25 protein-coding genes and 3 pseudogenes are annotated in these 23,115 nt (G+C 68.0%); 12 read left to right on the top strand and 16 right to left on the bottom strand.

Annotated elements, in window-relative coordinates; translation table 11 throughout:
• Positions 1-142 precede the first annotated feature (142 nt).
• The 10 genes from MBEBAB_RS02350 to MBEBAB_RS02395 all read right to left on the bottom strand — a co-directional run bounded on the left by MBEBAB_RS02350 (position 143) and on the right by MBEBAB_RS02395 (position 8,994).
• Complete coding sequence (locus MBEBAB_RS02350; protein ID WP_021696319.1) at positions 143-1,690, bottom strand: alpha-N-arabinofuranosidase; 1,548 nt, start codon at positions 1,688-1,690, stop codon at positions 143-145.
• Positions 1,687-3,228, bottom strand: a complete 1,542-nt coding sequence (locus MBEBAB_RS02355; protein ID WP_045318699.1) for a GH39 family glycosyl hydrolase — start codon at positions 3,226-3,228, stop codon at positions 1,687-1,689. The genes MBEBAB_RS02350 and MBEBAB_RS02355 overlap by 4 nt, the downstream gene beginning before the upstream one ends.
• Positions 3,229-3,367: 139 nt before the next feature.
• Positions 3,368-4,300, bottom strand: coding sequence for an MBL fold metallo-hydrolase (locus MBEBAB_RS02360; RefSeq protein WP_021696321.1), 933 nt, complete (start codon positions 4,298-4,300; stop codon positions 3,368-3,370).
• A 56-nt stretch (positions 4,301-4,356) separates the two neighbouring features.
• Positions 4,357-4,971, bottom strand: a complete 615-nt coding sequence (locus MBEBAB_RS02365) for a superoxide dismutase (RefSeq protein WP_021696322.1) — start codon at positions 4,969-4,971, stop codon at positions 4,357-4,359.
• Positions 4,972-5,074: 103 nt separating this feature from the next.
• Complete coding sequence (locus MBEBAB_RS02370) at positions 5,075-5,950, bottom strand: polyprenyl synthetase family protein (RefSeq protein WP_045318715.1); 876 nt, start codon at positions 5,948-5,950, stop codon at positions 5,075-5,077.
• A gap of 44 nt (positions 5,951-5,994) precedes the next feature.
• Positions 5,995-6,348, bottom strand: coding sequence for a tRNA-binding protein (locus tag MBEBAB_RS02375; RefSeq protein ID WP_045318700.1), 354 nt, complete (start codon positions 6,346-6,348; stop codon positions 5,995-5,997).
• Complete coding sequence (locus MBEBAB_RS02380) at positions 6,348-6,614, bottom strand: exodeoxyribonuclease VII small subunit (protein ID WP_021696325.1); 267 nt, start codon at positions 6,612-6,614, stop codon at positions 6,348-6,350. The genes MBEBAB_RS02375 and MBEBAB_RS02380 overlap by 1 nt, the downstream gene beginning before the upstream one ends.
• Positions 6,615-6,680: 66 nt before the next feature.
• Complete coding sequence (locus tag MBEBAB_RS02385) at positions 6,681-7,304, bottom strand: glutathione S-transferase family protein (protein ID WP_021696326.1); 624 nt, start codon at positions 7,302-7,304, stop codon at positions 6,681-6,683.
• Positions 7,305-7,390: 86 nt separating this feature from the next.
• A complete protein-coding gene (locus MBEBAB_RS02390) occupies positions 7,391-8,035 on the bottom strand; it encodes a histidine phosphatase family protein (protein ID WP_045318701.1) in 645 nt (214 codons plus the stop codon).
• A gap of 41 nt (positions 8,036-8,076) precedes the next feature.
• Positions 8,077-8,994, bottom strand: a complete 918-nt coding sequence (locus MBEBAB_RS02395) for a histone deacetylase family protein (RefSeq protein ID WP_021696328.1) — start codon at positions 8,992-8,994, stop codon at positions 8,077-8,079.
• Between the two features lie 62 nt (positions 8,995-9,056).
• Between MBEBAB_RS02395 and MBEBAB_RS02400 the strand changes: the two genes are divergently transcribed.
• From MBEBAB_RS02400 to MBEBAB_RS02405, 3 genes are all read left to right on the top strand, one after another.
• Positions 9,057-9,407: a GNAT family N-acetyltransferase gene (locus tag MBEBAB_RS02400; RefSeq protein ID WP_373852813.1), complete on the top strand. Its 351-nt coding sequence runs from the start codon at positions 9,057-9,059 to the stop codon at positions 9,405-9,407.
• A complete protein-coding gene (locus MBEBAB_RS18525) occupies positions 9,362-9,583 on the top strand; it encodes a GNAT family N-acetyltransferase (protein WP_373852815.1) in 222 nt (73 codons plus the stop codon). The genes MBEBAB_RS02400 and MBEBAB_RS18525 overlap by 46 nt, the downstream gene beginning before the upstream one ends.
• A gap of 69 nt (positions 9,584-9,652) precedes the next feature.
• Complete coding sequence (locus tag MBEBAB_RS02405; protein WP_021696330.1) at positions 9,653-10,270, top strand: hypothetical protein; 618 nt, start codon at positions 9,653-9,655, stop codon at positions 10,268-10,270.
• Here the strand turns inward: MBEBAB_RS02405 and MBEBAB_RS02410 are convergent.
• Positions 10,267-10,941 carry a DUF1028 domain-containing protein gene (locus tag MBEBAB_RS02410; RefSeq protein ID WP_021696331.1) on the bottom strand — a complete coding sequence of 225 codons (675 nt, stop codon included), beginning with the start codon at positions 10,939-10,941 and terminating at the stop codon, positions 10,267-10,269. The two genes, MBEBAB_RS02405 and MBEBAB_RS02410, sit on opposite strands and share 4 nt — an antisense overlap.
• A gap of 194 nt (positions 10,942-11,135) precedes the next feature.
• On the opposite strand from MBEBAB_RS02410, the gene MBEBAB_RS02415 reads away from it, so the two are divergent.
• The 8 genes and pseudogenes from MBEBAB_RS02415 to MBEBAB_RS02450 all read left to right on the top strand — a co-directional run bounded on the left by MBEBAB_RS02415 (position 11,136) and on the right by MBEBAB_RS02450 (position 18,788).
• Positions 11,136-11,366, top strand: coding sequence for a hypothetical protein (locus MBEBAB_RS02415; RefSeq protein ID WP_045318702.1), 231 nt, complete (start codon positions 11,136-11,138; stop codon positions 11,364-11,366).
• Positions 11,367-11,426: 60 nt separating this feature from the next.
• Complete coding sequence (locus MBEBAB_RS02420; RefSeq protein WP_021696333.1) at positions 11,427-12,047, top strand: glutathione S-transferase family protein; 621 nt, start codon at positions 11,427-11,429, stop codon at positions 12,045-12,047.
• A gap of 208 nt (positions 12,048-12,255) precedes the next feature.
• On the top strand, positions 12,256-13,296 hold the full coding sequence (locus tag MBEBAB_RS02425) for a rod shape-determining protein (RefSeq protein ID WP_021696334.1): 1,041 nt from the start codon (positions 12,256-12,258) through the stop codon (positions 13,294-13,296).
• Positions 13,297-13,437: 141 nt separating this feature from the next.
• Positions 13,438-14,517 carry a rod shape-determining protein MreC gene (gene mreC / locus MBEBAB_RS02430; protein ID WP_021696335.1) on the top strand — a complete coding sequence of 360 codons (1,080 nt, stop codon included), beginning with the start codon at positions 13,438-13,440 and terminating at the stop codon, positions 14,515-14,517.
• Complete coding sequence (locus tag MBEBAB_RS02435) at positions 14,514-15,032, top strand: hypothetical protein (RefSeq protein WP_306301977.1); 519 nt, start codon at positions 14,514-14,516, stop codon at positions 15,030-15,032. The genes mreC and MBEBAB_RS02435 overlap by 4 nt, the downstream gene beginning before the upstream one ends.
• Positions 15,029-17,059 carry a penicillin-binding protein 2 gene (gene mrdA / locus MBEBAB_RS02440; RefSeq protein WP_021696337.1) on the top strand — a complete coding sequence of 677 codons (2,031 nt, stop codon included), beginning with the start codon at positions 15,029-15,031 and terminating at the stop codon, positions 17,057-17,059. The genes MBEBAB_RS02435 and mrdA overlap by 4 nt, the downstream gene beginning before the upstream one ends.
• A pseudogene (gene rodA / locus MBEBAB_RS02445) lies at positions 17,056-18,206 on the top strand (rod shape-determining protein RodA). The gene mrdA and the pseudogene rodA overlap by 4 nt, the downstream one beginning before the upstream one ends.
• A gap of 144 nt (positions 18,207-18,350) precedes the next feature.
• A complete protein-coding gene (locus MBEBAB_RS02450) occupies positions 18,351-18,788 on the top strand; it encodes a DUF6173 family protein (protein WP_021696339.1) in 438 nt (145 codons plus the stop codon).
• Between the two features lie 53 nt (positions 18,789-18,841).
• On the opposite strand, the gene purS is transcribed toward MBEBAB_RS02450, so the two are convergent.
• On the bottom strand, positions 18,842-19,084 hold the full coding sequence (purS, locus tag MBEBAB_RS02455) for a phosphoribosylformylglycinamidine synthase subunit PurS (RefSeq protein WP_021696340.1): 243 nt from the start codon (positions 19,082-19,084) through the stop codon (positions 18,842-18,844).
• On the bottom strand, positions 19,084-19,842 hold the full coding sequence (gene purC, locus MBEBAB_RS02460) for a phosphoribosylaminoimidazolesuccinocarboxamide synthase (protein WP_148291410.1): 759 nt from the start codon (positions 19,840-19,842) through the stop codon (positions 19,084-19,086). Before purC ends, purS begins: the two co-directional genes overlap by 1 nt.
• A 300-nt stretch (positions 19,843-20,142) precedes the next feature.
• Between purC and MBEBAB_RS02465 the strand changes: the two are divergent.
• Positions 20,143-20,463 (top strand): annotated as a pseudogene (locus MBEBAB_RS02465) (DUF1476 domain-containing protein); the annotation flags it as partial.
• Between the two features lie 160 nt (positions 20,464-20,623).
• Here MBEBAB_RS02465 and MBEBAB_RS18530 read toward each other — a convergent pair.
• The 3 genes and pseudogenes from MBEBAB_RS18530 to purB form a co-directional block, all read right to left on the bottom strand.
• Positions 20,624-21,201: pseudogene (locus tag MBEBAB_RS18530) on the bottom strand (fasciclin domain-containing protein).
• 166 nt (positions 21,202-21,367) lie between these two features.
• On the bottom strand, positions 21,368-21,640 hold the full coding sequence (locus tag MBEBAB_RS02475) for a hypothetical protein (protein ID WP_021696345.1): 273 nt from the start codon (positions 21,638-21,640) through the stop codon (positions 21,368-21,370).
• Positions 21,641-21,743: 103 nt separating this feature from the next.
• On the bottom strand, positions 21,744-23,042 hold the full coding sequence (purB, locus tag MBEBAB_RS02480; RefSeq protein WP_021696346.1) for an adenylosuccinate lyase: 1,299 nt from the start codon (positions 23,040-23,042) through the stop codon (positions 21,744-21,746).
• Positions 23,043-23,115 lie beyond the last annotated feature (73 nt).

The following is a 23,115-nucleotide window of genomic DNA, read 5'->3' on the forward strand; positions in this document are numbered from 1 at the left end:
TCTCTATGCTGATGCGGCCCGGCATCCCCCCGAATGGGAATGCGATCTCAACGGCGGTCCACGCATCGTCCGTCATGGAACACACCCCGGCCTTGCGGGCGGGGCGTGAAGGCGGGGCTTATGACCGCACCGGGCTCAAACGTCAAGGCGCAGAGGACTCCAGAGTGATCACCACCAGCGAATGGGCGGGCAGATCGAGCGCCAGCCGCCCGTTCGAAAGGCGCGCGCCCTCGAACGGGCGAGGCGCGACCCGGTCGGGATCCGCGACGGTGTTGTGGGCGTCCATGGTCCCGGCGGTCAGGATGAGGGCCTGCACGATGCGGGCGGCGCCCTCCATCTCCAGCCCTATGGCCGCCCCGGCGGCGGGGTCCAGATTGATCAGCGCCAGGTGCACGCGTCCGTCCGCGCCGCGCGCCGCCGTCGCGTCCACCATGGGCCTGTCGCCCGCGTCGCCGTCGTCCAGCGTCAGCGGCAGCACGCCGGCGTTCTGGAACGGCTTGTAGAGCATGAAGGCGTGATAGGTGGGCGTCAGCACCATGTCCGGACCGTCGGTCAGGATCAGCGCCTGCAGCACATTCACCATCTGGGCGATATTGCTCATGCGCACCCGCCCGGCGTGACGATGGAAGATGTTGAAATGGGCGGCGGCCACCAGGGCGTCGCGCACGCTGTTCTGCTGCTGCAGGTGTCCATCGGGCGAGCCGGGGGTGGGGTCGTACCAGGCGCCCCATTCGTCCACCGCGATGCCGAGCGCGCCTTCCGCATCGTACTCGTCCATGACCGCCGAATGCCCCGCGATGATGGTCTCGATGCGGTAGGCGTTGTCGAAGGTGGAGACCCATTCCTCGACCGGAAAGCCGATCGCGGCGCCCTTGGCCGACCAGTCTCCCGTGGGCAGGGTGTAGTTGTGCACCGACAGCTGGTCGAAATTGGTCCTGCCGTCCCGCATCAGGGTGCGGGTCCAGTCATAGTCGTCCCCGCTGGGGCCCGCCGCGATGATGACGGACTCCTGTCCGAAGGGGGCGATGAAGCCCGCATAGTGCCTCAGAAGATCCGTGTAGTAGGCGGCGCGCATGCGGCCTCCGCAGCCCCAGGGCTCGTTGCCGACGCCGATGTAATCCAGACGCCAGGGCTGCTCCCGTCCGTTGGCGCGCCGTTCGCGGGCCAGCGAGGACTGGCTGTCCGAGGTGACGTATTCGATCCAGTCCGCCGCCTGCTGCGGCGTGCCCGTGCCCACATTGATGCTGAGATAGGTCTTCGCCCCGATCAGTTCGGCGAAGTCGAAGAATTCGTGGGTTCCGAAGGCGTTGTCCTCCTCCGTGCCGCCCCACCAGCGGTTCAGGGTGACGGGTCGCTCGCCGCGCGGTCCGATCCCGCTACGCCAGTCATAGATGTCGGCGTAGCAGCCGCCCGGCCAGCGCACGACCGGAACCTCCAGCGCCCGCAGGGCCGCGACCACATCATTGCGGAAGCCGCGCGTGTTCGGAATGTCGGAGTCCGGTCCCACCCAGATCCCGCCGGTGATGCCGCTGCCCAGTTGCTCCATGAAGTGGCCGTACACCTCCGGTTGGATCACCGCGCCGGGGCTGTTCAGATCGACCGTTCCGGAGACCGTTCGGGGCTGCGCGAACGCCGCTCCGGCGAACGCGGTCAGGGCGACGGCCAGTGTGGCCAGGGTGCGGCGGGTCATCGTGCGGTCTCCAGTTCCACCAGGATCACGTCATGCACGGCCATGGGCAGGGTCAGGACGGCGCGGCCGCTCGCGTCGGCGCGCACCGTCATCTGTTCGGGCTCATCACGGGTTTCGGCGTGCAGTTCGGACAGCCGGCTTTCGTCCAGGATCTCGGGCGAGCCCATCTCCAGCCAGGCGGTGTAGGCGTCGTTGTGGCGGAAGCCGACCCGGCGGACCGATGCGGCATGGTCGCCGGGCGCCAGACCCTCGAACCTCAACACCAGCGGCGCGGCGGGCGGGGAAGGCCGCACCTGGCGGAAATAGGGCCGGTTGCTGACGTCCTGGTCCCGGGGCGGCTCATAGGCCCAGGCCAGCACCTGAACGCCCGTCGCGCCGCGGGTGATGATGGTCTGGTCATCGCCGCCCTCAAGTTCCTGCTCGCCCAGGGCGTTGAGGTATTTGTAGGCGAACCAGGCGGGCTTGCGCACGCCCTGGGGGTTCATCAGGCCGAACCCGCCCTGGAACGGCAGGGTCTGCGGTCCTGGCTCCTCGAACAGGTCGGAGAAGGCCCAGTAGCTCATGTTCTGGGCCAGGCCCTCGGCCTGACGCGTCTTGGTCAGGATGAAGGACGCGCTGATGTGGCTGTCGTGGACCGGGTCGCGCGGATTGTAGCTGGCGCTCCATTCCGTGAAGTACAGCGGCAGGCCGGGCTGGTGCGACGCCTCGATCTGGGCCCTCACGTTGCGGATGTCGCCGATGACGGAGTCCGGCGACCGGGACAGCATGTTGTCGTCCTGGCCGAACTCATCGAGGAAGCCGCCCTCCACCCCGTAGGTGTGGGTGGTGATGAAATCGACCGGCACCTCGTTGGCCTCGGCGTGGGCGAGGAATTCCGGAACCCAGGCCGCCCCCGCCGTGGACGGCCCGCCGACCCGCAGCGCCGGATCAATGGCCTTTATGGTGCGGGCCGTGCGGGCGTAGTGGTCGAAATAGGCCGCCTGGTCGGCATTCTCCCAGAAGCCGTCCAGATTGGGCTCGTTCCAGAACTCGAAATACCAGGTCCTGACCTCCTCGGCGCCGTAACGGTCGATCAGGTGGCGCACGAAGGCGTCGATGAGCCCTTCCCATTTCCCGGGATCGGGATGGGAGGTGTTGCCCTGCCAGTAGAAGATGGTCTGGTCCGAGGTCCGCATGTCGTGCGGCGTGAAGCCCAGCTCGATGAAGGGCCGGATGCCCATCTCCAGAAACTGGTCGTACAGCCGGTCGATGCGGCTGAAGTCATAGACCGGCCGACCGTCCACCTCGCGATAGACGCCCATGTCGTCGTGGAAGATGGCGTGGAAGCGGATGTAGTCGAAGCCGAGCTCGTCGCGCACGATCCAAAGCTGGCCCAGGGCGTCGTCCCGTCCCGTCACGCCGGGATAGTCCGCCCCGACGGAGTGCAGCGCCATGCGGTCGCGGGGGCGGGCAGGGGCGTTCAGATCAACGGTGACTTCGCGGACGCTTGCGAGGCCCGTATCCTGACCTGCGGCTGCACACGGGGTCTGCGCCAGCATCAAGCCGGCGACGGCCAAAATAGCCAGCGCACCACACCACTTCACGGCATCCTCCCTCGGTCCTTCGGACTCTCAGGAAGACGGTAGCGTTACCATTCCAGATGTGCAAACCAGTTTCACCAGCGCGATGGCGGTCGTGTCAGGGCTCGGGCGTCCAGACGAAACCGCCGTCCCGTTGCTCGATGCGGCCCAGACCCGGATAGGGGAAGTGCACGCCGTAATAACGTTGTCCCTCGCCGGCGCCGCGCTCAAGCAGGCTCCGCCGGGTGGCGATGGCGGTGTCGCTGTCGTTGTCCCAGGCGTTCACGAGCTCCGGACGCCGCACCGATATCACCGCGCTGTGCAGGGCGTCGCCGATGTAGAGCAGGCGCTCGTCGCCCGAGGTGATCGCGAAGCCGGAATGGCCCGGGGTATGGCCGTCCAGCGGCACGGCGGTGAGGAACGGCGTGATGGCGGCGCCGGGTTCGAACGTCTGGACCTGCGGGGTGATGGCGGCCACGAACCCGGCGAGGCCCTGCGCTTCGGCGCCGGCCTGCATGGCGCGCCATTCCGGGGCGCTCATGCGGATCAGGGCGTTGGGGAAGGCCAGGGCGCCCTCGGCGTTCAGCAGGCCGCCGATGTGGTCGCCGTGGGCGTGGGAAATCAGGATGTCGGTCACTTCGGCCGCCTCGACGCCCGCGGCGGAGAGCGCGCCGGGCAGGCCGTTCTGGGTGCCCATCTGGCCGCCGGCGCCGGTGTCGATCAGCACCACCCGGTCGCCCTGGCGCACCAGCAGCGGCTGGACCGACAGGTGCACGGCGTCGCCCTCTTCACCGGCTTCGGCGAGAACGGCGGCCACAACAGCGGGATCGCCCCAGGGGCTCTGGTCCACCGGCAGGCTGATGGTCCCGTCCCTCAGCGCCGCCAGTTGCAGCGCTCCGAGAGTGAAGGGATGCACGTCCGTGCTGGCGGGAATGGCGTCGGCGGCGGCCTCGCTCTCTGCGGGCGCTTCGCCCGGCTGGCTGCAGGCGGCGGCGCCCAGAAGGGCGGCGAGGGTCAGCGCGGCCGAAGCCAGCTTGATGGAAGGTGTCATGGATCGTGTCCCCGAAATGAAAAACGCCCCGCCGATCCGGCGGGGCGCTTTGGTCATCAGCCCTTGGCGGCCGCGAACAGGTCGTTGACCTTGTTCCAGTTCACCACGGTCCAGAAAGCCTTGAGGTAATCGGGACGGCGATTCTGGTACTTCAGGTAGTAGGCGTGCTCCCAGACGTCGGCGCCCAGGACGACCGCGCCGCGCTCGTCGGCCACGTCCATCAGGGGATTGTCCTGGTTGGGGGTGGAGGTGACCTTCAGCTTGCCGTCCTGCCAGATCAGCCAGGCCCAGCCCGAACCGAACTGGCCGGCGCCGGCGGCGTTGAAGGCTTCCTGGAACTTGTCCATGCCGCCCAGGTCCTTGTCGATCTGGGCCTTCAGTTCGGCCGAGGGCTCCCCGGTCTCACCCTGCGGGGCCATCAGCTCCCAGAACAGGCTGTGGTTCCAGTGGCCGCCGCCATTGTTGCGCACGGCCTTGGGGGCCTTGGAGATGCCGGCGAACAGCGCTTCGAGCGACTTGCCCTGCAGGCTGGAGTCCGCGTCCACCGCCTCGTTCAGCTTGTCCACATAGGTCTTGTGGTGCTTGTCGTGGTGGAAGGTCATCGTCTCCTTGTCGACCGCCGGCTCCAGCGCGTCATAGGCGTAGGGCAGGTCGGGGAGGGTGAAGGCCATGGTGTGACTCCTTTTCGTCGGCGATCGTTCTGTCTCAACGCTTCATGTAGGTGAAGCGATGCCGGACCCAAGCCATGCGGGCCGGATTTCTGGGGATTACGGCTCAGCTTCGACGGTGCAGGACGTGGTCGACGCTGGCCTTCAGCATCTCGGCGTCATGGCCGAAGGGCGCCAGGTGGTCCCGCGCCTGCTGGGCCAGGTGGGACACCCGCTCGCGCGCGGCGTCGACGCCCAGCAGGGTGACGAAATTGGTCTTGCCCCTGGCCGCGTCCTTGCCGCCCGCCGCCTTGCCCAACAGATCCTCGTCCCCCTCGGCGTCCAGCAGGTCGTCCACGATCTGATAGGCCAGCCCCAGGTCGTGGGCGAAGGCGAGCAGGGCGTTGCGGTGCTCCTCGCGGGCATGGGCGATGATCAGGGGAATCTCGAAGGCGTAGGTGATCAGGGCCCCGGTCTTGAGCCGCTGCATGCGCGCCACCCCGCCCAGGTCATCGCGCACCCCCATCAGATCGATCATCTGGCCGCCCGCCATGCCCCGCGCACCCGACGCGAAGGACAGGCGCATGGCCAGCTCGCAGCGCACGCCGGGGTCGTCGTGGGTGTCCTCGTCGAGGATGATGTCGAACGCCGCGGTCTGCAGCGCGTCCCCGGCCAGCACGGCTGTGGCCTCATCATAGGCCCGGTGCAGGGTAGGCCGGCCCCGGCGCATGTCGTCGTCATCCATGCACGGCAGGTCATCGTGGATCAGGGAATAGGCGTGCACGCACTCCAGCGCGCATGCCGCGCGCAGCACCGGCCGCTCCTCGATGTCGAACAGCCGGGCCGCCTCCAGGGCGAAGAACGGCCGCAGCCGCTTGCCGGGCCCCAGGGCCGCGTAGCGCATGGCCTCGGTGAGGCGCGCCTCGGGGCCGTCAGCGCGCGGCAGCAGTTCGTCCAGCGCCACTGTGACCAGATCGGCCACCTCCGCCACGCGGTCGGCCATGGCCTGTTCCGGCGAATTGGCGGCGGGGTAGGGATCGGATTGGTTCAAAACAGACGCCCCCCCACCGGAACCTCGCGGTCCACGCACACCAACACCACCTCGCCGTCGGCGTCGGGAAAGCCCAGGGTCAGCACCTCGGACATCATCGGTCCGATCTGGCGGGGCGGGAAGTTGACGACGGCGGCGACCTTGCGGCCGTGCAGCTCGTCCAAAGCATAGTGTTTCGTGATCTGGGCCGAGGAGCGCTTCACCCCGATGTCGGGGCCGAAATCGATGGTCAGGCGATAGGCGGGCTTGCGCGCTTCGGGAAAGGGCTCGGCCTTGAGGACCTGGCCGACGCGAACGTCCACCTTCATGAAGTCGTCGAAGGTGATCTGATCGGCCGCCGGGCCGCTCATCACGAGAACTCGGCGGGCTCGACGCCCCTGGCCTGGCCGTCGGCGCCGACCACGATCTTCTCCACCCGCAGCTGGGCGGCCTTCAGCCTGGCCTCGCAGTGAGCCTTGAGCGCGGCTCCCCGCTCATAGATGGCGATGGACCGCTCCAGCGGGGCCTGGCCCGACTCGAGCTCGGAGACGATCTGCTCAAGTTGAGCCAGGGCGTCCTCGAAGCTGAGATCGGCGGGAATGGTCTTGGGGTCGTCGGCCATGGTGTTTTCGCGCATCCGGAGAGTCGGGCGACCCTAGACCATATCCGCCCCATGCCGGAACGGCCTGAATCCAAAAAATGGTCAGGCGGCCGGCGGCGGTGTCAGGGCGTCGTCCTTCTCGGTGGCGCGGCGCCATGCGTCGCGGTCCATCACCCGGTGGGCGTAGTCGGCGAACTCGGGACGTTTCTCGATGGTGCCGAACTGCAGACCCCAGCCGACCTGGGCCCCCACATAGACGTCCGCCGCGCTGAACCGGTCGCCGGCGATGTAGGGTCCGGCCTTCACCGCCCCCGACAGGGCGTCAAGCACCGCCGCCATGGAGCCGTAGCCCACGAAGCCCTGCTTGTCGGCCGGCACCTGCACCTGCAGCGCCTGATTGGTGACCGCGGCCTCCAGCGGACCGGCGGCGAAGAACATCCAGCGGTAATAGGCCCCGCGCCTGTCCAGCGCGGGCGCCAGGCCCGCCTCGGGAAAGGCGTCGGCCAGATAGGCGCAGATGGCCGCGCACTCGGTGATCACCTGATCGCCGTGGCGAATGGCCGGCACCTTGCCCATGGGATTGATCGCCAGATAGTCGGCGCCCTTCATGGTCGTGCCGTAATCGAGCACCGTCTCGGCGTAGTCGGCGCCCGTCTCCTCCAGCATCCAGCGGACGATGCGGCCCCGCGACATGGGGTTGGTGTAGAACATCAGATTCTGAGCCATCTGCGGTCTCCCTTTACGGTCACGCTCGAACATAAGCAGAACATCAACGCCGCGTCATGTGAAACCTCGGCGACAGAGGCTCGTCGTCAGCGCTTCTCGAAGCGGCGGCTGGACCAGTATTTGAACCCCTGATCCAGGGTGCAGCGCCAGCCCAGCGACTTGAGCCGATGGCCGATCATGGCGTTGAAGAAGCCGTGGGCCAGGACCAGCACCTCCTCGCCCTGTTCGGCGCGGGTGATCAGGATGTTGGCGGCCTTCACCGCCCGGGCGCGGGCCAGGTCGCGGCTTTCCTCGCCCTCGTCATGCAGGTCGAAGGCCCACCACCAGATGCGCGAGACCACGCCCCACCAGCGGGGCGACAGCTTCACCCAGGCTGGAAAGGCGGGCGGGGGCAGGGGGGCTTCGATGAAAACCGGGTCTATGGACAGTTCGCGCTCGCCCGCCACATGGCCCGCCGTCTCGATGGCGCGGGGCCGCGTCGAGACGAAGATGGCGTCGGCGCGGGCGGCGGTTTGCAAAAGGCCCGGCGGCGGCGTCTGCTTCTTGCAAAGGCCGCCCACCTCATAGGTCGCCCACCAGTCGCGGTAGCCCTGGGACGTCAGCAGCACCTTGCGGGACAGGGCCGGTCGGCCGTGGCGAGCAAGCGTGATGGCGCCCGGTGCGCGCACGGCGGCGGGCGCCGCCGGGGGGCGGACGGGAATCGACTCAGCGGGGAGATTCTGGATCGTCATGGCCGGACACGGACGCCTTTGGCATCAAAGGTTTCGCGCGTCTATCCCTCCCCTAGCGCCCGCAGATGGGCGACGGCCGACAGGCCCAGTCCGTTCAGGTCGTAGCCGCCCTCCAGCGACGAGACAACCTTGCCGCCGCAGCGGGCGCGGGCGACTTCGATCACCGCCCGGGTGGCCCAGGCGAAATCCTCGGCCTCCAGAGACTGGTGCGCCAACGGATCGCGGCGGTGGGCGTCGAAGCCCGCCGAGATGATCACAAGGTCGGGATCAAAGGCGTCCAGCGCCGGCATCAGACCGCCGGAGAAGGTGGCCCGCCACGCCTCGCGCGCCGCGTGGGGCGGGACCGGGGCGTTGACGATGTTGCCCACGCCGGTCTCGTCCGCCGCGCCCGTGCCAGGATAGAGCGGCATCTGGTGGATGGAGCCGAGGAACAGGCTGGCGTCGTTCTCGAACGCCGCCTGGGTGCCATTGCCGTGGTGCACGTCGAAGTCGATCACCGCGACCCTCGCCATGCCCAGCGTCTGGGCTTCGCGCGCGGCGACGGCCACATTGGAGAACAGGCAGAACCCCATGGCCTTGTCCGGCTCCGCGTGGTGGCCCGGGGGACGCACGGCGGCGAAGGCGCGATCAGCCTCGCCGCGCGCCACGGCCCGCACCGCCTGGACCGCCGCCCCCGCCGCCAGTCGCCCGGCCCGCACGCTTCCCGGCGACAGCACCGTGTCAGCGTCCAGCGCTACGACGCCGGCGGCGGGCGAGGCGTCCAGAATCCTCTGAACGTGGGCCTCGGGGTGGACGCGGATCAGGGCCTGAATCTCGGCCTCCGTCGCCTCGCGACGGTCCAGCGACAGGCCCGCGTCGTCCACGGCGTCCAGCACGGCCGCCAGCCGGGCCGAGCGCTCGGGGTGCCCCTGGCCGGTGTCGTGGGCGAGCATGTCGGGGTGGGTGATGAACAGGGTCATGAGTCGCAGTCTAGCGAGGCGGCGGGGTTTGCGTCACGCGCCGGGAAAGCTATGCCGCCATCATGACCGCTTTCGCCATCCGCCCCGCCACGCCCGACGACGCCCCCGCCCTGGCGGTGCTCGGCCGCGCCACCTTCATCGAGACCTTCGTCACAGGCTTTGAGATTCCCTATCCGCCGGAGGACCTGGAGCCGTTTCTGGACGAGACCTTCAGCGAGGCGACCACGCGGGCGCGGCTGAGCGATCCGGACCACCATTACTGGGTGGCCGAGCAGGATGGGGAGGTTCTGGCTTCGCCAACACCGGCCGCTGCGGCCTGCCGCATCCTGACGCGCGGGCGAGCCATGCGGAACTGCACCGGCTTTATGTGTCGAAGGCGGCGCAGGGGCTGGGTGTCGGCACGGCCCTGCTGAAAGTGGCGCTGGACTGGATGGAGGCGAATTCGGACGGGCCGCTGTGGATCGGGGTCTGGAGCGGCAATGTGAAGGCGCAGAAGCTTTACGCCGCCTATGGCTTCGACAAGGCGGGGGAGTATCAGTATCCGGTCGGGGCCTGGCGCGACGACGAGTTCATCCTGCGCCGGGGCTGACGTCAGGGATCGTGGATGGACCTTGCGCCGGTCCTCTGCTGATGTTTGGGGCGAAACGGGAGACCGGCCATGATCTGGATGATGCTGCTTGCCGGGCTGGCGGCCCAGGACGACCCGGCGGCCGCGGCGCATGCCGAAGCGGACGCCCTCATCGCCGCCGCCGGCGCCGAGGGCGTATTCGAGAACATCACAACCGACACCGTCCCGACCCTGCGTCACGTGCAGAGCGGCCTGACTTGTCACTTCACCTCCGGCGAGGCGACCAATTCCATATCCGTCTTTCCCGACGCCGGCGGCCTGAGCCGGGGCGACAACGTGGGCTGCAATACCCGCGGCCAGGACATGGACGTGACGGTTTATGCGACGCGCTACGCCCGGGATTTTTCTGCGGCCGCCGTGCTGGATGACGCCGCCGCCGCGATTCGCCATCGCTGGCCTGAAGCGCAGGCTTACGAAGGCGGCTTTCCCCTGTTCACGCCCCCGGACCGGGAAGAGCCCCCGTTGCACGCGGTCTTCAATGTCACCGTCCGGGATGCGCCCCACGTGACCTTCGTGCTCGTTCAGCACCAGGAGGAATGGAGCTACAAGCTTAGGGGAACACGGGAGGGCGACGACGTCATGATCGCCGGCATGACCGGCAGCATGATGTTCATGAACGCCCTCGGCGATATTGGCGGCGAGCCCTAGATCGGAACCTCGCCTTCGGTCCCCGCCGGGTTCTCCCGGGTGGGCATGTCGCGGATCTCGGGAACCACCTTCTCCCGGAACACCTCGTGCAGGCGGCGCAGCTCGGTGAGGGGCTCGAGGTGGTGGTCCACGCGGATATCCCATAGCGGGTAAGCCTCGGTGTCCATCACATAGACGGTGGCCGAGACCTCGCCCTTCACGTCGCCGCCCGCCGCCACGCCCTCGGCCAGGGCCTCCAGCAAACGGTCGGCTAGGGGCTCGTCCGGCATGGCCTCGAACCGGTCGGCGGCGCGCGTCAGCACATGGGGTCCCGCCAGCCGGTTGCCCTGAACGCTGAAGCCGTCCCGCTGCAGCGATCCGCACCAGTCCAGACACGCCTCGCCGGTGAAGACCGCCGTGTGGCCCTCCCGGTCGATCACCGCGAATTGGCGAAAGTGGATGGCAGGGTCCGTGGTCAGCAGCGCCTCATGCACCGCCCCGGCCGACAGGCCCTGCCGCAGCAGGTCCAGCCCGTCGATGCCCAGATAGGGATTCACCCGGGCCTGGGTGGCCACCGCGCCCACGCCCGCCGCGGCGTGGGTCAGCAGCTTGCCCACAGCCGGAACCGCCGTCACCGCGGCGATGCCGAACTGTCCGGTGCGGGCGCAGCGCGCCACCAGGGAGAAGGTCATGGGGCAGGAGGCTCCGGTTGCAAGGGGGTCCGGGCCAAACGACCGACGAGCGTGGCGGTTGCGCGGCGGCGCTTTGCGTATGGCGACGCTGGAACCTTCCGCACCCGGACCGGGTTGGCGTCTGGCGAAAACGGAGACGGACCATGCTGGCAGGGGATTGGGAAAGTGCAGATAACAAATCAGGCGCCGGCGCGATGACGCGCGCAGCCTTTTCCTCGACTCTGCGAAGCCAGGGCGGGGTGGTTCTGCACAAGGTGGCGGAAATCGACCTGGGCGGACGCGAGGTGACGGCCTACTACCGTCTGACCGGCCCGCGCGGCCCCCGCATCCTTCATGATCTGGCCGAGGCGGAGGACGCCTTTGATCGGGAAGCGGAGCGCCTGATTCCGCCGGCCCGCTGGAAACCGGCGGCGCAGGTCGCTTGATTTCGGCTCGTGAGCTTCACACCTAGGCTGTTCCATTCCGCCTCATCCAGGATGACGACCATGCTGAAGCTCTATTACTCCCCCGGCGCCTGCGCCCTGGCTTCGCACATCGCCTTTGAAGAGGCGGGCGCGGACTATGAGTCCGTGAAGATCGACCTGAAGGCGGGCGAGCAGAAGGCTCCGGACTACCTGGCGATCAATCCAGCGGGCGTGACCCCGGCGCTGGTGACGGATGAGGGCGTCCTGACCGAGAACGCCGTCATCATGTCCTGGATCGCGGACCTGCATCCCGACAGGAACCTCGTGCCGGCCGACGCCTTCCAGCGCGCCCGCATGGACGCCTTCAACGGCTGGGCCGCCGCGTCCCTGCACCCGGCCCTGAGCCGCCTGATGTTTTCGCGCCCGCCGCTGGAAGGCGACGCCAGGGACGCCGCCCTGAAAGCCGTGAAAGACAAGCTGGCCCTGGCCGAACAGCACCTGCTGAAAGGCCCGTTCGTCATGGGCGATCAGCACACCGTCGCCGACGGCTACCTGTCCGTCTTCACCCGCTGGTGCCGCCTGGCGGGCATCCTGGACGGGGACGCCTATCCGAAGCTGAACACGCACCTGGATGCGGTCCAGGCCCGCCCCGCCGTGCAGCGCGCGCTGAAGGCCCAGGGAATAGAGCCGGTCGGCGGGTGACCGCCGGTCATCCACCGCAGGCTTGCCACAAGCCCTCGCATGAGGGCTTGTAATCCCTCCCGTTGAGGGGCAAACGGGCCATCAGGTCGGCCGAAGACGATCAGGGTGCGGTGCGTGAAGGGATGCGCGCTCCGCCAGGGCTTCGCTGAAGCGGACCGACCGCAGACACGCCCTTTTCAAGCCGCACAGCCACGGTACCCTAACGCCCATGAGCTTTTCCCTTTTCGGCGCCATCTCCAACGACATCGCCATCGATCTCGGCACTGCCAACACCCTCATCTACCAGAAGGGCAAGGGCATTGTGCTCAACGAGCCCTCGGTGGTGGCGCTGAGAAACGTCGGCGGGCGCAAGATCGTCCACGCCGTGGGCATCGAGGCCAAGCAGATGCTGGGCCGCACCCCCGGCCACATGGAGGCCATCCGCCCCATGCGCGACGGGGTCATCGCCGACTTCGAAGTGGCCGAGGAGATGATCAAGCACTTCATCCGCAAGGTTCACAACCGCAAGGGCTTCGTGAACCCCAAGGTGATCGTGTGCGTGCCGTCGGGCGCCACCGCGGTCGAGCGCCGCGCCATCAATGATTCCTGCCTGAACGCCGGCGCCCGCCGCGTCGGCCTGATCGACGAGCCCATGGCCGCCGCCATCGGCGCCGGCCTGCCCATCCACGAGCCCACCGGCTCCATGGTCGTCGACATCGGCGGCGGCACCACCGAGGTGGCCGTGCTGTCCCTGTCGGGCATCGTCTATTCGCGCTCCGTGCGCGTGGGCGGCGACAAGATGGACGAGGCGCTGATCAGCTACATGCGCCGCAACCACAATCTGCTGATCGGCGAGACCACCGCCGAGCGCATCAAGAAGGACATCGGCACCGCCCGCATCCCGCCGGACGGCGAGGGTCTGGGCATCGAGGTCAAGGGCCGCGATCTGATGCAGGGCGTGCCGCGCGAGGTGCGCATCTCGGAACGCCAGGCCGCCGAGGCCTTGGCCGAGCCGGTCAGCCAGATCATCGAGGCGGTCAAGGTGGCGCTGGAAGCCACCCCGCCGGAACTGGCCGCCGACATCGCCGACAAGGGCATCATGCTGACCGGCGGCGGCGCCCTGCTGCGCGGCCTGGACGCCGAGATCCGCGACCAGACGGGCCTGCCCGTCTCGGTGGCCGATGATCCGCTGTCTTGCGTGGCGGTCGGCTGCGGCCGCGTGCTGGAGCATCCGCGCTGGATGAAGGGCGTGCTGGAAGCCACCCTTTAAGGCGACCGGTGCGGCGCGGGGTCATTCCCGCGTGATCTCTGTTTTCAATCCGAGCGGTTTTTGCCATAGGCTGGCCCATCGGCGCGGGCGTCCCGCCGATTCCATCCCGATGAAGGGCCCGAAAGCCCAGGAAGGCGCGCCGTGGCGTTTCGCGACGGACCGTTTGATAATCTGAAGGCTCCGCTGACCTGGGTGTCAGCAGGGGTTGTCGTCGTCGCCATGATCGTGGCGGTGGTGCTTCTCATCGCCAACGGCCGTGATGTGGAGTCCGGCGAGTACGGCGCCGCGCGCGCCGGCGCCGACGCCGTGGCCGCGCCTGTGGGCGGCGTCCTCGCCGCCCCGGTGCGGTGGGCGGGGCAGGCCAGCGACTATGTGCGCGGCTATTTCTTCGCGGTGTCCGAGAACCGTCGTCTGCGCGCCGAGCTGGCTGAGCTGGAGCCCTGGCGTGACCAGGCCATCGCGCTCAAGAACGTCAACGCTCGCTACGAAGCCATGCTGGGTCTGCGGGTCGAGCCGCCAGTGGAGATGGTCACCGCCCGTTCGGTGTCGGAGTCCCGCGGCCCCTTCGTCAACGCCCGTCTGATCGACGTGGGCCAGGCCGCCGGCGTGCGCGTCGGCAATCCGGTCATCAACGAGCATGGTCTGGTGGGGCGTGTCGTGGGCGCCACCGGCGGGGTCAGCCGGGTCCTGCTCATCACCGACGTGTCCAGCCGGGTGCCGATCCTGGTGGACCGCACCGACGCCCGCGCCATGTTGTCGGGCGACGGCAGCGGCAATCCCCGGCTTGAATATGTGCGCGGCGAGGATTCCCTGCGTGAGGGCGACCGCATCCTGACCTCGGGCGACGGCGGCGGCATTCCGCGCGGTCTGCCCGTGGGCGTGGCCGCGCGCGGCATTGACGGCACCTGGCGGGTCAAGCTGTTCACCGATCGCGGCGCGGTCGACTATGTGCGGGTGCTGCTGTTCCAGGACTTCGCCCAGTTGGCCGATCCCGAGGCGCTCAACGCGCCGCCCCTGGCCGCGGCGGACACGGCGCCGCCGCCCGACGCCCAGACCGCCGCCCGCATCGCTGATCAGGAGGCCCGCCGCCGCGCCCGCGACGAGGAGGAAGTGCGGCGCGTGGCCGAGGCCGAGGCTCAACGCCGCCGCGAAGCCGCCGAGCAGGCGGCCGCCCGGACCGCCGCCGCCGCTCAGCCGGCGCCAGAGGAGGTTCAGGAGTGAGACGGGCGATGGCCGTGCGGGTCGTGGGGCCGATGCAATGGATGGTCTGGCCGGCGCTGATCGCGGTGGCCGGCACGGTGATCCTGGCCACGCCGGCGCATCTGTTCGGCCTCAGCCTGCCCGAGCCGATCCTGCCGCTGGCCCTGGCTTTCGCCTGGCCCCTGATCCGGCCGTCGGTCCTGGCGCCGCTGATGCTGCTGGCTCTGGGCCTGTTCCTCGACGTCTTCTGGTTCGCGCCCCTGGGGCTGTGGCCCCTGTCGCTGCTGGCCGTCTATGGCGTGGTTCTGGCCGGGCGCAGTCTTCTGGCGGGGCAGGACACCCGGATGCTGTTCGCCTGGTACGCGGGGTGCACCATTCTGGCCTTCATTCTGGCCTACATGATCGTCAGCCTGATGGCGGGCAATGCGCCCAGCCTTCTCGCCCTGTTCTGGCAAGTGCTGCCGACCCTGGCCCTGTTCCCCGTCGCGGGCTGGATGATCGAGCGTTTTGACGACGGGGATGTGCGTTTCCGATGAGCAGCGAACCGTCGATCTTCTTTTCCGACGTCAATGAGCGGCAGGGCTCGTTCCTGCGGCGCACCTTCCTGCTGGGCGGAGCCACGGCCCTTGGTCTTCTGGCGCTGGGCGGGCGGCTGGGTCAGCTCCAGGTGGTCCAGGCGGGCGAATACGCGACGCTGGCGGTCAACAACCAGTTCAACTTCCGTCTCATTCCTCCGCCGCGCGGACGCATCCTGGACCGGGACGGCCTGGTCATCGCGGGCAACCGGCCCAGCTTCCGCGTGATGGTGGTGCGGGACGAGACGCGTGATCTGGACCAGACCCTGGATCTTCTGGGCCGGCTGCTGCCGGACACGCTGGAGCGGCGCCGCGCCATCGTGCGCGACGTCAACGCCGCGCCCCGTTTCGTTCCCGTGCCGGTCAAGAGCGACCTGACGTGGGACGAGTTCGCCCGGGTCAACCTCTACGCCAACGAACTTCCGGGCGTCATGGCCGATATGAACGAGGCCCGCTACTACCCGCACGGCGGCGTCTTCTCCCACACGGTCGGCTATGTGGCCAAGGTGTCGGATCGGGACGTGGCCGCGGTCCGCGAGCGGGGCGAGGCGGTCTCGACCCTGATGTATCACCCCGGCTTCCGCATCGGCCGCCAGGGCATCGAACGGACCCTGGACCCGGATCTGCGTGGGACCGAGGGCGGCCAGAGGGTCGAGGTGGACGCTCGTGGCCGCATCGTCGGCGAAGACGTGGAGGGCTCCGTCGCGCCGACGCCCGGCAAGGACGTCGTGCTGACGCTCGACACCGACGTTCAGTCCCGGGCGCTGGAGGTGTTCGGCGAGGAATCCGGCGGCTGCGTCGTCATGGACATCAGGAACGGCGACGTCCTGTGCATGATGTCGGCCCCGGCCTTTGACCCCAACCTGTTCGTCTCTGGCGTGCCCGGCAGCGTCTACCGGGCCTGGGCCGACTATGAGCGCCGGCCTCTGCTGGACAAGACCATCTACGGCACCTTCCCGCCGGGCTCGACCTTCAAGATGACGACCGCCCTGGCGCTTCTGGACGCGGGCGTGGACCCCACCGAGCGGGTGACGTGCACCGGCGGGTATCGGTTCGGCAACCGCACGTTCCGCTGTCACAAGGCCAGCGGCCACGGCCCCCAGACCATGCACGACGCCATCAAGAACTCGTGCAACGTCTATTTCTACAGCATGTGCAATCGCGCCGGCATCGACCGCATCGCGCGCACCGCCGAGGCCCTGGGCTTCCACCGCACCTACGATTTCGGACTGACGGGCCAGCGCGAGGGCACCATGCCCTCCACGGAATGGAAACGGCACGCCTTCCGCAACAATCCCAACCCCGACGCGCGCACCTGGTATCCCGGCGAAACCCTGTCGGTGGCGATCGGGCAGGGCGCGACCGAGGTCAGCGCCCTTCAGCTGGCCGTCATGACGGCCCGCATCGCCAACGGCCGCAAGGCGATCGAGCCTCGTCTCATCAAGTCGGTGGGCGGGGTGGACCGTCCGTCCGGCGCCGCCGTTCCCGACCTGCCGTTCTCGGTTCAGCATCTGGACATCGTCCGCGCCGGCATGGCCGCCGTGGCCAATGACGTGACCGGCACGGCCTACCGGGTCAGCCAGCTGGGCCTCGGCGACATCCAGATGGCGGGCAAGACCGGCACCGCCCAGGCGCGCTCCGGCCTGCGTCGCGGCACCACCGTCGAGTGGGCCAGCCGCGACCACGGCCTGTTCGTCGCCTTCGCGCCTCATGATGCGCCCCGTTACGCCATCGCGGTCGTGGTCCAGCATGGCGGCGGCTCCCGCGTGGCCGCGGAAAAAGCGCGTGAGGTCATGCGCGTGACCCTGCTCAAGGACCCGGACATGCGCACGCGCATCGAACGACCCCCGCCGCCCGAACCGGTCGGGCCGGTGGAGGAGGAGGATCCCGCCGCCATCGCGCCCCCGGCGCCGGCGCCCCCGCAGCCTCGACCAACGTCGGTTCCCACGGGACCCCAGCCCTATCTGCCTGAAGGCGGCGCCCAATGACCGGCACAGCCCTGACGCGTCCCGGCCAGCGCGAACGCCTGCCCGTCAAGCTGGCCGAGATCGACTGGCGCCTTGTGGGCCTGCTGTGCCTCGTCGCCGGGGTCGGGGCCATGATGCTTTATTCCCTGGGCGGAACCTCGTGGGAGCCGTGGGCGGCCAACCACGTGCTCCGCGTCGGGGTTTGTGTCGTGATCATGCTGGTGCTGTCCCTGGTGAACCTCAGGATATGGTTCGCCACAGCCTATCCCATCTATTTTGCGGCTCTGGTGCTGCTCGTGGCCGTGGAGCTGTTCGGCTACACCGTGAACAACGCCAAGAGCTGGCTGGACCTGGGCGTGACCCGCATCCAGCCCTCGGAGCTCATGAAGATCGGCGTCGTCCTGGCCCTGGCGCGCTGGTACCACGGCGCCTCCGCCCAGGACGCGCGTCTGTCGTGGAAGCTGATCATCCCCGCCGCCATCATCGGCGTGCCCGTGCTGCTGGTGGCGGACCAGCCGGACCTCGGCACCGCCATGCTGATCGCCATGACGGGCGGCGCCATGATGTTCATGGCGGGACTCAGCTGGAGACTGGTCGCCGCAGCGGCCGCGGCGGCGGCGGTCGCCATTCCGCTCTTCGTCCAGTTCGTGCTGCACGAGTACCAACGCCAGCGGGTGCTGACCTTCCTGACGCCGGAGGCCGATCCTCCGGGTCGGGCTATCACATCATGCAGTCCAAGATCGCCATGGGCTCGGGCGGTTTTCTGGGCAAGGGGTTCGGCCTGGGCAGCCAGAGCCAGCTGGAGTTCCTGCCCGAAAAGCAGACCGACTTCATCTTCGCCGCCCTGGCCGAGGAGTTCGGCTTCGTCGGGTCGTTCAGCGTGCTGCTGATCTACGCCGCCATCATCGTCATCGCCCTGCGCATCGCCACCCTGTCGCACAGCCATTTCGGGCGAATGGCGGCGGCCGGGGTGACGGCGACCTTCGCCGTGTACATCCTGATCAACGGGGCCATGGTCATGGGGCTGGCGCCGGTGGTGGGGGTGCCCATGCCGCTGCTGTCCTACGGCGGCACGGTGCTGCTGACCGTGATGGTGGGCTTCGGCCTGATCCAGGCCGTACGGGTGCACCGCTATCTGGAGCTGCCCAAGGGTCGCGGACTGTTCTAGAGCCTGATCGGTTGAGGTGGAATCGTTTCGCGATTCCGCCGATGCCGTGAATCAGGCTCCAGATGAAAGCGAGAACATGATTCACGCTTCAGCCGGAACCGCGCTGCGGTTCCGCCCGAAACGATCATGTTCTAGGTTGGGCGAATGTCAAAGCCCGTAAAGGCCGATCCGGCCATGTTCGCCCCGTGCCCGCAGCCGGTCTCGTCTGAAAAGACCCCCGAGGAATCCGCCGCCCTGGCCGAGGGCCTGCACAAGACCGACAATCCCGCCGAATGGGCCTTCGTGCGCCTGTCGCGCCTGATCAAGGAGTTCGAGTCGCGCCTGGACCCTGATGACGAGGTCGGGGTGCGCGGCGTCGGCATGCCCGGCGACGGGGTGCTGATGATCCACGACCTGGGCTTCTGGGGCCCGGACCTGCTGATGTTCTTCGGACGTGACCCCGACGGCCAGCCGGTGACCCTGCTCCAGCACGTCAGCCGCCTGAACGTGGTCCTGTCCGCCAAGCCAAAGCCCGAACCGCAAAAGCCTGCCCGCCGCATCGGCTTCCGCCTCGACGAGATGGTGCGCGAGAAGGAAGGCTGAACGGACCGAAATCCGGGCCCGGTTGGACGGCGTCCAACTGAACCGATTTCAGCCTAGGCCACCTCGACGCGGTAGCTCTCGATCACGGTGTTGGCGAGCAGTGTCTCGCACATGCGCTTCACCTCCGCCTCGGGGTCGGCGACGTCGTCGGCCAGATCGAACTCGATCATCTTGCCGACGCGGGCGTTGGCGACGCCGGGCCAGCCCAGGCTGTGCAGGGCGCCTTCGACGGCCTTGCCCTGAACGTCCAGGACGCCGGGCTTGAGATAGACGTGAACCTTAACCTTGCGGGCCATCAGTGCAGGCCTCCCTGAATCACGGTGGGCATGTCCTTCATGATGCCGAGACGGCGGGCGACCTCGGCATAGCTTTCGATCACATCGCCCAAATCGCGGCGGAAGCGGTCCTTGTCCAGCTTCTCGCCGCTGGTGGTGTCCCACAGGCGGCACGAATCCGGGCTGATCTCGTCGGCCAGGATGACGCGGGCGAAGTCGTTCTCCCACACCCGGCCGAACTCGATCTTGAAGTCCACCAGGGTGATGCCGACGGCGGCGAACATGCCCGACAGATAGTCGTTGATGCGCACGGTCATGGCCAGGATGTCGTCGATCTCCTGGGTTGAGGCCCAGTTGAAGGCGGTGATGTGCTCTTCGGTCACCATCGGATCGCCCAGCTCATCCTTCTTGTAATAGAATTCGATGATCGAGCGGGGCAGGGCGGTGCCTTCCTCCTGACCAAGGCGCTGGGCCAGCGAGCCGGCCACCACATTGCGGCAGACCACCTCGAGCGGAATGATCTCGACCTCGCGGATCAGCTGCTCGCGCAGGTTCAGGCGCTTGATGAAGTGATTGGCGATGCCCATGCCGCCCAGGCGGGTCATGATGAACTCGCTGATCTTGTTGTTCAGCACGCCCTTGCCTTCAAGGATGGCCTTCTTCTGGGCGTTGAAGGCGGTGGCGTCGTCCTTGAAGTACTGGATCAGGGTGCCGGGCTCGGGTCCTTCGTAGAGGATCTTGGCCTTGCCTTCGTAAATCTTCTTGCGGTTCTTCATCACGGTTCCCGTAGGGGGAGGCGGCGGCGCGAGGGCCGAAAAAACGAAAACCGCGCCGCCTCGGACCGATGAGACGGGCCAAAGGGCTGCGCGGGCGGAATCAGGCTGGCGCCACTATAGCGCCCGGCGGTAGACTGCGCGGCGCCTATATCGCATGGGCGTGAAACGCACAAACGCCGCAGCCCGGATGCGTCGGATTCGCAAGTGCGCCGCCTGTCCCCGGTTCCTGTTGCGTTCGCGCCGGGGCGGGCTATAGACGGCGCCGCGACCCGCCCGGGGGCGCGTCAGGAGTTGATGCTGCGAATGACCACCTTTGACGAACGTGAAAAGGGCTTCGAGAACAAGTACGCCCTGGACCAGGAACAGGAATTCAAGGCCGTCGCCCGCCGCAACAAGCTGCTGGGCCTGTGGGCGGCCGAGAAGATGGGCCTGTCGGCTGAAAGCGCCGAAACCTATGCCGCCGCCGTTGTACGCGCCGATTTCGAGCAGCCGGGCGACGACGATGTGGTGCGCAAGGTCGCCGGCGACCTGAAGGGCTCGGGCCTGACGGTCTCGGAAGGCGAACTGCGCTCCAAGATGGATGAGTTGATGTCTCACGCCCGTGAGCAGATCCGGGCCGCTAAGGCCTTCTCCGGAAAGGATAAGGGCCGCACCCGGGGGAAAGTGCGGCCCTTGGAGTTCGAGGCGCCTGGGGGGATAAGGGCGACTCGATCCTTCTTCGCGCTGTCAAAACTGTCCGCGCGAATTCAGTAACGCGGCTATGTCAGTTTGGTTCTGACGAAAATCAGTTCGGCATCACCACAGTGTCGATGGCGTGGATCACGCCGTTGGACGCGGCCACATCGGCCATGGCGATGGTCGAGGTGCCGCCGTTCTCGTCGGTGATGACCCACTGGCCGTTGCTTTCGCGCAGGGTCAGGGTTCCGCCTTCGACGGTTTCCAGTTCGACCGAGCCGTTGTTGGCTTCGGCGCGGCTGGCGATGTCGGCGGCCGTCAGACGGCCCGGCACCACGTGATAGGTCAGGACGCCTTGCAAGGCTTCGCGCTGCTCGGGCTGCAGCAGGGCCTGCAGGTCGGCCTCGGGGATCTTGTCGAAGGCGCATTGGTCGGGGCGAAGACCGTGAAGGGCCCGGCGCCGTTCAGGGTGCCGGCCAGGTCGGCGGCGGTGACGGCTTCGACCAGGGTGCTGAACTCGGGGTTGCCCTGGGCGACCTCGACCACGGTGCCTTCCGCGGCGGGCGTGGCAGGCTGCTCGGCGGTGGTTTCGCCGGTCATCGTGGTGTCAGCGGGTTCTTCGCTGTTGCAGGCGGACAGGGCCAGCAGGGCGGCGGCGGACACGCCGGCGATCATGAAGGTACGCATCAGGTTTCTCTCCCAGCATCACCGCGTCGAATGGCGGCTCACAGGAGTTACTGATCGGGACCCCGAAAGGATGCGCTCGCGATCAAATAAATGTGCGCGGCGCGTGATCAGCGTCCGTCGATGAGGCTGAAAATTTCTTTCGGCCGAGCGCCGGTTTCAGGCGCTTTCACCACGTGCCCTGGACCCGCAAGGTGGTTCGCACGGTCCGTCCTTCGGCAGATGTGCCATCCGCGTGGATCCAGCGAAGATGGGACGCCATGCACTGAAAGACGGCCTCGTGGCGCTGGGCCGCGGGCGTGGGGTTCAGCACCTCGCAGCGCTCTGGCGACCCATCTGCGCCCACGACGCATTCCAGCAGGACCGTCGCGCCATAGAGGCGCAGACTGGCGTCCGCCGTCTGGCCGCTCCGGGAGCAGCGCTGAACCTCACGCTGGTTCATGGTCTGTTGAATAGCCGGCAGCTCCACCTCGGGACCCGCACGGCCGATTGCCCCAGCGCCACGGCGAACATCCACAGCATCAAGGGCATTCAAGGCTCCCTGCTCAGTCGCCGAACACGCGCTGAAACACCGTGTCCACGTGCTTGGTGTGGTAGCCCAGATCAAACAGGGCCTCCAGATCAGCGTCGGCCAGGGTCACGCGCTCGTCGGCCTTGAGGAATTCCAGGAACCGGCCCTCGCCGCGCCAGACCTTCATGGCGTTCTCCTGCACCGCCGCATAGGCGTCCTCGCGGCTGATGCCCGCCTGGGTCAGGGCCAGCATGACGCGCTGCGAGAACACCAGCCCGCCCAGACGGTCCAGGTTCTTCTGCATGTTCTCGGGATAGACGTTCAGCCGCTCGATCACGCCCGCCATCCGGTGCAGGGCGAAGTCCAGATGCACGGTGGCGTCCGGGCCGATGCCCCGCTCCACCGAGGAGTGGCTGATGTCCCGTTCGTGCCACAGCGCAACATTTTCCATTGCGGGGGTCACGGCGGAGCGGACCAGACGGGCCAGGCCGGTCAGGTTCTCGGTCAGGATCGGGTTGCGTTTGTGCGGCATGGCCGACGAGCCCTTCTGGCCCTTGTCGAAGAATTCCTCGGCCTCCAGCACCTCGGTGCGCTGCAGGTGGCGGATTTCGGTGGCCAGACGCTCGATGGACGAGGCCACCACGCCCAGGGCCGCGAAATAGGCGGCGTGGCGGTCGCGCGGGATGACCTGGGTCGAGACCGGCTCCACCGACAGACCCATCTGTTCGGCCACATAGACCTCAACCGCCGGGTCCACATTGGCGAAGGTGCCCACGGCGCCCGAGATGGCGCAGGTGGCGATCTCCTCGCGCGCCGTCACCAGACGGCGGCGCGCCCGCTGGAACTCGGCGTGATAGCCGGCCAGCTTCAGACCGAAGGTCACCGGCTCGGCGTGGATGCCGTGCGACCGACCCACGGTGACGGTGTATTTGTGCTCCTTGGCACGGGTCTCCAGCGCCGCCAGGACCCGGTCCACGCCCGCCAGCAGCAGGTCGGAGGCGCGGGCCAGCTGGACCGCGAAACAGGTGTCCAGCACGTCCGAGGAGGTCATGCCCTGGTGCAGGAAGCGGGCTTCCTCGCCCACCGTCTCCGACACATGGGTCAGGAAGGCGATCACGTCGTGCTTGGTGGTGCGCTCGATCTCGTCGATGCGGTCGGCGTCCCAGACCACGTCCTTGCCCTTGGCCCACAGGGCCTCGGCGGCCGCCTTCGGGATGACGCCCAGCTCGGCCATCTTGGTGGCGGCATGGGCCTCGATCTCGAACCAGATCGAATATTTGGTCTCCTGGGACCAGATGGCGACGGCTTCGGGGCGGGAATAGCGGATGATCATGGGCGCCGTTTCGGTCGCCGGGGCCGGGGAGTCAAGGTTGCGGCGAATCCGGGCCGGGTCCATTCAGGCGCGG

The sequence above is a fragment of the Brevundimonas abyssalis TAR-001 genome, assembly GCF_000466985.1.
GTDB classification, from domain to species: Bacteria; Pseudomonadota; Alphaproteobacteria; order Caulobacterales; family Caulobacteraceae; genus Brevundimonas; species Brevundimonas abyssalis.

What these genes read in the sequence shown, in the direction of transcription:
- mrdA (WP_021696337.1), top strand. Translation starts at nt 15,029, where the DNA reads ATGAGCAGCGAACCGTCGATCTTCTTTTCCGACGTCAATGAGCGGCAG.
- MBEBAB_RS02375 (WP_045318700.1), bottom strand. Translation starts at nt 6,348, where the DNA reads ATGAGCGGCCCGGCGGCCGATCAGATCACCTTCGACGACTTCATGAAG.
- MBEBAB_RS02365 (WP_021696322.1), bottom strand. Translation starts at nt 4,971, where the DNA reads ATGGCCTTCACCCTCCCCGACCTGCCCTACGCCTATGACGCGCTGGAG.
- MBEBAB_RS02355 (WP_045318699.1), bottom strand. Translation starts at nt 3,228, where the DNA reads ATGCTGGCGCAGACCCCGTGTGCAGCCGCAGGTCAGGATACGGGCCTC.
- MBEBAB_RS02450 (WP_021696339.1), top strand. Translation starts at nt 18,351, where the DNA reads ATGTCAAAGCCCGTAAAGGCCGATCCGGCCATGTTCGCCCCGTGCCCG.
- MBEBAB_RS02475 (WP_021696345.1), bottom strand. Translation starts at nt 21,640, where the DNA reads ATGAACCAGCGTGAGGTTCAGCGCTGCTCCCGGAGCGGCCAGACGGCG.
- MBEBAB_RS02360 (WP_021696321.1), bottom strand. Translation starts at nt 4,300, where the DNA reads ATGACACCTTCCATCAAGCTGGCTTCGGCCGCGCTGACCCTCGCCGCC.
- MBEBAB_RS02385 (WP_021696326.1), bottom strand. Translation starts at nt 7,304, where the DNA reads ATGGCTCAGAATCTGATGTTCTACACCAACCCCATGTCGCGGGGCCGC.
- MBEBAB_RS02350 (WP_021696319.1), bottom strand. Translation starts at nt 1,690, where the DNA reads ATGACCCGCCGCACCCTGGCCACACTGGCCGTCGCCCTGACCGCGTTC.
- MBEBAB_RS02405 (WP_021696330.1), top strand. Translation starts at nt 9,653, where the DNA reads ATGATCTGGATGATGCTGCTTGCCGGGCTGGCGGCCCAGGACGACCCG.
- MBEBAB_RS02370 (WP_045318715.1), bottom strand. Translation starts at nt 5,950, where the DNA reads ATGGCCGACCGCGTGGCGGAGGTGGCCGATCTGGTCACAGTGGCGCTG.
- MBEBAB_RS02395 (WP_021696328.1), bottom strand. Translation starts at nt 8,994, where the DNA reads ATGACCCTGTTCATCACCCACCCCGACATGCTCGCCCACGACACCGGC.
- MBEBAB_RS02420 (WP_021696333.1), top strand. Translation starts at nt 11,427, where the DNA reads ATGCTGAAGCTCTATTACTCCCCCGGCGCCTGCGCCCTGGCTTCGCAC.
- MBEBAB_RS02425 (WP_021696334.1), top strand. Translation starts at nt 12,256, where the DNA reads ATGAGCTTTTCCCTTTTCGGCGCCATCTCCAACGACATCGCCATCGAT.
- purB (WP_021696346.1), bottom strand. Translation starts at nt 23,042, where the DNA reads ATGATCATCCGCTATTCCCGCCCCGAAGCCGTCGCCATCTGGTCCCAG.
- purS (WP_021696340.1), bottom strand. Translation starts at nt 19,084, where the DNA reads ATGGCCCGCAAGGTTAAGGTTCACGTCTATCTCAAGCCCGGCGTCCTG.
- MBEBAB_RS02400 (WP_373852813.1), top strand. Translation starts at nt 9,057, where the DNA reads ATGACCGCTTTCGCCATCCGCCCCGCCACGCCCGACGACGCCCCCGCC.
- MBEBAB_RS02390 (WP_045318701.1), bottom strand. Translation starts at nt 8,035, where the DNA reads ATGACGATCCAGAATCTCCCCGCTGAGTCGATTCCCGTCCGCCCCCCG.
- MBEBAB_RS02410 (WP_021696331.1), bottom strand. Translation starts at nt 10,941, where the DNA reads ATGACCTTCTCCCTGGTGGCGCGCTGCGCCCGCACCGGACAGTTCGGC.
- MBEBAB_RS02415 (WP_045318702.1), top strand. Translation starts at nt 11,136, where the DNA reads ATGACGCGCGCAGCCTTTTCCTCGACTCTGCGAAGCCAGGGCGGGGTG.
- MBEBAB_RS02380 (WP_021696325.1), bottom strand. Translation starts at nt 6,614, where the DNA reads ATGCGCGAAAACACCATGGCCGACGACCCCAAGACCATTCCCGCCGAT.